We start from the raw sequence: 6,211 nt of genomic DNA on the forward strand, positions 1-6,211 counted from the left end.
CCACAATGACTGAGCGCGTACATCTCAAGAATCCCTTCGGCTTATCTTCACAACCGGGCCTGTTGCGCCAGGCTATTCATGCCGCGCTGTTCTCCGCCGCGCTGGGGGGCAGCGTCGTACCGATGCTTGCGGTCGCCGCACAAAGCGACGTGACCGCCAGCCGCCAGAGCTACAACATTGCTCCCGGCCCGCTGAGCGATGTGTTGAATCAGTTCGCCCGCCAGGCTGGGATCACCCTGGCAAGCACCCCGGCGCAAACCGGCGGCGTCCAGTCCCCGGGGCTCAAGGGCGAGTATTCGCGCGAACAGGCCTTGAGCCAGTTGCTCAGCGGCTCAGGACTGGTTGCCGTCAGCCAGGATGGCAGCAGCTACGTGCTGCAAACCGAGACCGCCGGCAGCACGCTGGAACTGCCGACCACGGACATCAAGGGCTTCGCTCTGGGTAACGCCCTGGGCAGCATGGAAGGCTACAACGCCACCCACAGCCAGGTCGCCACCAAGACCAGCACCGCCCTGCGCGAAACGTCCCAGAGCGTGTCCGTGGTCACCCGCGAGCAAATGGACGACCAGGGCGCGCAAACCGTCTCCCAGGCCATGCGCTACACCCCTGGCGTGCTGACCAACCCCTACGGCGCCACCCACCGCTACGACTACGTGGCGATGCGCGGCTTCAACGACGGCTCGGTGGATAACATCTACCTCGACGGCCTCAAGTCCATGGGCGACAGCGGCACCTACAGCTCCATGCAGGTCGACCCGTACTTCCTGGAGCGGGTCGATATCCTCAAAGGCCCGTCCTCGGTGCTCTACGGCCGCAGTTCGCCCGGCGGCCTGGTGGCGCTGACCAGCAAGAAGCCGCTGTACGAGGCCTATCACCAGATTCAGGCCACGGTCGGCACCCAGGGCCAACGCGGCATGGGTTTCGACTTCAGCGGCCCGGTGGATGACGACAAACGCATCACCTATCGGCTGATCGGCCTGGCGGATAGCTCCGATACCCAGTTCGACCACAACAAAGAGAAGCGCTTCGCCCTGGCCCCCACGGTGAACATCGATTTCAGCGACGACACCTCGCTGACGCTCCAGGCCTACCTGCAACATGACCCCGACGGTGGCTACCACGGCGGCATGCCGGCCGACGGCACCTTGCACCAGCGCAACGGCCGACGGATCTCGGAAAACTTCTTCGAAGGCGAACCTGGCGTCGACGGTTACGAACGCGACCAGCAGTCGTTCGGCTACCAGTTCGAGCACCGTTTCAACGATGTTTTCACCGCCCGGCAGAACTTCCGTTACCTGGACTCCCAGGTCACCAACGATCAGGTCTACGCCTATGGCTGGACCACGCCCACCAGCAACGAATTGAACCGCTATTACACCGGCGCCGAAGAAAAGCTCCACTCCTTCATCGTCGACAACATGCTGCAAGCCGAATTCTTTACCGGTGCGACCAAGCACACCATGTTGATGGGTGCGGACTATCAACGACGCAAAACCGTGGTCGACTGGACCAGCGGCAGCCTCGCCCCGATCAACGCCTTCGACCCGACCTATGGCAACTCGGCCATCACCTACTTCAGCCCCACCAGTTACCTGCGACGCCTGGAGCAGACCGGCGTCTACCTGCAAGACCTGATCGAGATGGACAAGTGGCGCTTCTCCCTGGGCCTGCGCCAGGACTGGGTCGAGACCTCGGATGAAAATCGCATTGCCGAATTCGGTCGCCCGCAAGGTACCGAGATCAACGACAAACGCACCAAGCTCACCGGCCGTGTCGGGGCCCTGTACCTGTTCGACAACGGCCTGGCACCGTACGTCAGCTATTCCGAGTCGTTCAATCCGAACTCCTACGCCGACAGCGCCGGCAACCCGCTGCCGCCCACCGATGGCAAGCAATGGGAACTGGGCCTGAAGTACCAGCCGCCGGGCACTGATGACCTGTACACCGCCTCGCTGTTTCGCATCGACCAGGAAAACCTGGCGACCAAACTGCCCCAGGAGAACTTCTACCGCGCCATCGGTGCCGTGCGCTCCCAGGGTCTGGAACTGGAAGCGCACCTGCAGTTGACCGAACAATTCAAAGTGCTGGGCAGCTACACCTTCACCGACATCGAATATTCGAAATCGATGGTCAGCACCCTCAGCACGCCCACCGAAATCATCGAAAACAAAGGCAACTCACCGACCCAGGCACCGCGCCACATGGCCTCGCTCTGGGCTGACTACAAGTTCGACAGCGGCGCACTCGATGGCCTGCACCTGGGTGGCGGCGTGCGCTATGTGGGCTACAGCTGGGCCGACGCGGAGAACACCATGAAGGTGCCGTCCTACACGTTGCTCGATGCCTCGGTGGGGTATGACTTGGGCAAGGTCGGCTTGAAGGGGGTGGACGTTCGCCTGAATGCGAACAACCTGACCAACGAAAGCTATGTCGCTTCCTGCGCCAGCCTGAGCTATTGCTACATGGGTGAAGAACGCAATGTGGCGGCGACGGTGAGTTACCAGTTCTAACCCGTTTCCCAGAGCTGACACCTCCCCTGTGGCGAGGGGATTTATCCCCGCTGGGCCGCGAAGCGGCCCCAAAAAGGTTGGCTGTGATCACACCTGACACACCCCGGCGCTTGGTCCTGGGCTGCTACGCAGCCCAGCGGGGATAAATCCCCTCGCCACAAGATGTGTTCTCCATGCATAAGGTGCTGCGTCTCAAACCTGGGCCGCGTTCACCTTCTCCCGCACTACACCCTCTTCCCGCACAAACCTATTCGCCCGCCCAAACGTCCCGAAATCATTGAACCGCACGCCCATCTCGCGCATCACCTTGTGAGCCACCGGTACCGTCATTTGACGGATATAGAACGGTTCCTTCACCACGAAATGATGGATCCCGTGGCTGCTGCCAAAGTTGAAGCAGAACGCCTGCAACGGCCACAACCACCACGGATTGAGCACTTGGGTTTGCTGGATGACGTTACCCGGCTCGACGTCGCCATAGTAGTGCATGTTCGAACTGACGAAGTGCAGGCAAAAGGTCCGCAGCACGTTCGGGCCAATGATCACCACTGCCGCGATGTCGATCACCTGCATCGTCGCCAGCGTAGTCGTCGACCAGTCAATCGACGTGCCCAGCAGGCTGGCGACACCGTTGGCCCCGTGAAAACCCAGGAACACATACCAGGCGCCCCAGTGCAGCAGTGCCAGCGGGAAGTACACCTTCAGCGTGCGCTTGAGGATGCTGCCCTTGTGCGCCCAGGTCTTGGCTCGCAGCAGGCGGATGAAGGCCGACATCACGTTGTCGCCGACCATCAGCAACCGCGCCAGCCCCCAGGGTTCGCCGTTGGTGATGGCCCGTTCCTCCATGTCGGCCTCGCTGCCGGATACCTTGTGATGGTTGAGGTGCAGGTGGCGGCGGATCCACGGGTTGATGGTGCTCGGCCGCGCCAGCCACACCAGGCCCATCATCAGGTTGTGGGGCAGGCGTTGCTTGCGAAAGTACATGCTGTGGATCAGGTCGTGTTCCAGCTCGTGGGTCAGGGAGGCGAAAAAAGCGTTGAGCAGCAGGCACGCCCATCCGGCAAGATGACCGTTGATGTAGAGCAGCGCCGAACCGATCATTCCGGCCAGGGCAAACGCCAGGATGCCCGCGCCCAATGCATCCTGGTGGCGCAAAATCGAGTAGCGCTGACGCAATTGCTCGCCCCGGGCCAATACCACCTGGCGAATATGGGCGGATCGCTGTTGTGCATTCAATCGCTCGGGGCTTGCGCAAGTGCCGTGCATGGCTTACATCCTCTGTTATCGATGTGCTCATCCTGCCGGGCGTTGTCCCCTCGGGTGGTAGCCGTAAACGCCAACCTGTTGACCGCAAGCGCCAATCGTCATGACTGAACCGACCTCCCTTGCCAGCTGGACCCGCGCCCTGCGCAAACAGCTCGATGCGTTGGGCCTGGACAGCCATGCCCTGTGCGTCGAAGCCGGGCTCGATCCACAACTGATGGACGACCCGAACGCCCGCTACCCGCTCTCAGGCACCACACGCCTGTGGGCGTTGGCGGTGCAGGCCAGCGGCGACCCGGCCATCGGCCTGCGGGTCTCGCGCTTCGTCAGCCCCACCACGTTCCACGCGCTGGGTTATGCCTTGGTCGCCAGCGGCAGCCTGCGAGAAGTGTTCGAGCGGATCGTGCGCTATCACCCGGTGGTCAGCGATGCGCTGACCCTGCAATTGAGCCGTGGCGAAGACCGTTATCGCTTCAGCCTCGACGTGCCGCCGGGCCGACCGGCGCCAGCCTTCGAGGCCATCGATGCGTTCGCGGCGATTTATGTGCGCACCTGCCGCAACCGCCTGGGCCGCGATTACGCACCGCTGGCGGTCTACCTGCGACGCCCGGAGCCAGCGGATCCCGCGCCCTGGCACAAGGTATTCCGCTCGCCGGTACATTTTGGCGCCGACCAGGATCGCCTGGAGTTCGAGCTCAGCGACTTCGACAGCCACCTGGACGACGCCAACCCGGAACTGGCCGAACACAACGAAACAGTGCTCGAGCGCACCCTCGCCCAGCTCAAGCCACTGACCTGGGAACGCAAGGTCCGCGCGGCCATCGAGGCCCAACTGCCCGAAGGCGAACCCAGCGCCGAACGCATTGCCCAGGCCATGCACCTGAGCCTGCGCAGCCTGCAACGGCACCTGGCCGACGAAGGCTGCCGCTTCGACGCACTGCTCAACGAATGCCGGGAAAACCTCGCGCTGCTGCACCTGCGCGATCCGCAATGTTCGCTGAGCGAAGTCAGTTATCTGTTGGGATTTGCCGATGCCAGCAGCTTCAGCCGCGCGTTCAAACGCTGGACCGGAATGACGCCGGGACAGTTTCGGGATGGGTTGCGCTAGGGATTTGCAGCGCCTGGGCTGGCCCTATCGCGAGCAAGCTCGCTCCCACATCTATGGTTATCCCCTTTTCTGCAATACTGTTTTTGATGCGTGGTTGGCTTGCTTTCATCTATCCGGCGTCTGAGTGGGGTTGTGGCCCCGCGCCTCGATGAGAATCGATGCCCGACGATCCTAATTAATTGGACGGCCTTTCAGCCGTGTGGGAGCTCAGGGTTGTCGTCAGGCCGGTTGGCCGTTCACGTCATCAGTTATCCAGCATCGCAAAACCAGGTGGGTGGTGCTCGGATGACAGCAGGGTCAGGTGTTCATCGCAGCTGGCCCTGCATCGAATTCAGTGTGGTGTGCCGCAATCGCCCAAGCGATCCTCGCCATCTTATTGGCCAGCGCGCAGACCACATGGTTGGAGTGATGGTGGGCCAACAGCTGCCGGACCCAGTCCGCCAGCCAGCCTCTTTGGCGCTCCAGCTGCATTAAGTAGACTCGGGCACACTGGATGAGCAGACGCCTCTGATTCCGATCACCGCGCTTGCTGATTCCCAGCAGTACCGTCTTGTCGCCCGTGGAATGCTGTTTGGGCACCAGCCCGATTGAGGCCGCATAGTTTCGCCCGCACTTGAACTGTTTACCATCGCCCAACTCAGCAGCCAGGGCGCTGGAGGTGATCGGCCCGACACAGGGCATAGTCATCAAACGAGCCGCCAGATCATCTTCAGCGGCCTGGCTCTCCACGTCCTTGTCCAGTGTCTTGACCTGCTCATCCAGGTGGTTGAAGTGCTCATGCAGCTTCATCAGAATTTTTTTGAAGCGTTCAGAAAGTGAACTCGCCTCCAGCCGCGCCGGAAGCTCTTTGATGGATTTGAAGCCTGGGGCCAGGCTGATGCCCACCTCCAGAAGGGCGGCATGAATCCGATTGGCGGTCGCGGTGCGGTCTTTGATGAACGAATCGCGGGTCGAGTTGAGCATGGCTAGCGCCTGCTGAGCTTGGTTTTTTGGCGGCACAAAGCGCATCGTTGGGCGAGTCGCTGCCTCGCAGATCGCCTCGGCATCAGCGAAGTCGTTCTTGTTGCTCTTCACGTAAGGACACACGAGATGAGGAGCAATGAGCTTGGGCGTATGTCCCAGCTTCGCGACCTCCTGCGCCATGAAGTGGGCTCCGCCACAAGCTTCCATCACGACGGTGCAAGGTTCGAGATTCGCCAGGTGTTGAGCGAGCGTCACTCGAGTAAATTTTTTGCGATAAAGCTCATGACCACGATCATCTTGAGCATGCAGGTGAAAGGAGTGTTTTCCCAAATCGATGGCGGCAATAGCTACTTTGTTCATGGCAACA

At 61.4% G+C, this 6,211-nt stretch carries 4 protein-coding genes; 2 read left to right on the forward strand and 2 right to left on the reverse strand.

What is annotated here, in order from left to right; genetic code table 11:
- Positions 1 to 5 precede the first annotated feature (5 nt).
- Complete coding sequence (locus DTP52_RS30710) at positions 6 to 2,510, forward strand: TonB-dependent siderophore receptor (protein ID WP_109756650.1); 2,505 nt, start codon at positions 6 to 8, stop codon at positions 2,508 to 2,510.
- 192 nt (positions 2,511 to 2,702) lie between these two features.
- Here the strand turns inward: DTP52_RS30710 and DTP52_RS30715 are convergent, their stop codons facing one another.
- Positions 2,703 to 3,776, reverse strand: coding sequence for a fatty acid desaturase (locus DTP52_RS30715; protein ID WP_109756651.1), 1,074 nt, complete (start codon positions 3,774 to 3,776; stop codon positions 2,703 to 2,705).
- Positions 3,777 to 3,876: 100 nt separating this feature from the next.
- On the opposite strand from DTP52_RS30715, the gene DTP52_RS30720 reads away from it, so the two are divergent.
- Positions 3,877 to 4,881, forward strand: a complete 1,005-nt coding sequence (locus tag DTP52_RS30720; RefSeq protein WP_109756652.1) for an AraC family transcriptional regulator — start codon at positions 3,877 to 3,879, stop codon at positions 4,879 to 4,881.
- Positions 4,882 to 5,178: 297 nt separating this feature from the next.
- Here DTP52_RS30720 and DTP52_RS30725 read toward each other — a convergent pair whose 3' ends face one another.
- Positions 5,179 to 6,204, reverse strand: a complete 1,026-nt coding sequence (locus DTP52_RS30725; RefSeq protein ID WP_109756653.1) for an IS110 family transposase — start codon at positions 6,202 to 6,204, stop codon at positions 5,179 to 5,181.
- Positions 6,205 to 6,211: the final 7 nt, after the last annotated feature.

The organism is Pseudomonas sp. 43mfcvi1.1 (genome assembly GCF_900115935.1).
Lineage (GTDB): Bacteria > Pseudomonadota > Gammaproteobacteria > Pseudomonadales > Pseudomonadaceae > Aquipseudomonas > Aquipseudomonas bijieensis.

Excerpts from the sequence above, each read along its gene's own strand:
- DTP52_RS30710 (WP_109756650.1), top strand. The coding sequence starts at position 6 with ATGACTGAGCGCGTACATCTCAAGAATCCCTTCGGCTTATCTTCACAA.
- DTP52_RS30715 (WP_109756651.1), bottom strand. The coding sequence starts at position 3,776 with ATGCACGGCACTTGCGCAAGCCCCGAGCGATTGAATGCACAACAGCGA.
- DTP52_RS30720 (WP_109756652.1), top strand. The coding sequence starts at position 3,877 with ATGACTGAACCGACCTCCCTTGCCAGCTGGACCCGCGCCCTGCGCAAA.
- DTP52_RS30725 (WP_109756653.1), bottom strand. The coding sequence starts at position 6,204 with ATGAACAAAGTAGCTATTGCCGCCATCGATTTGGGAAAACACTCCTTT.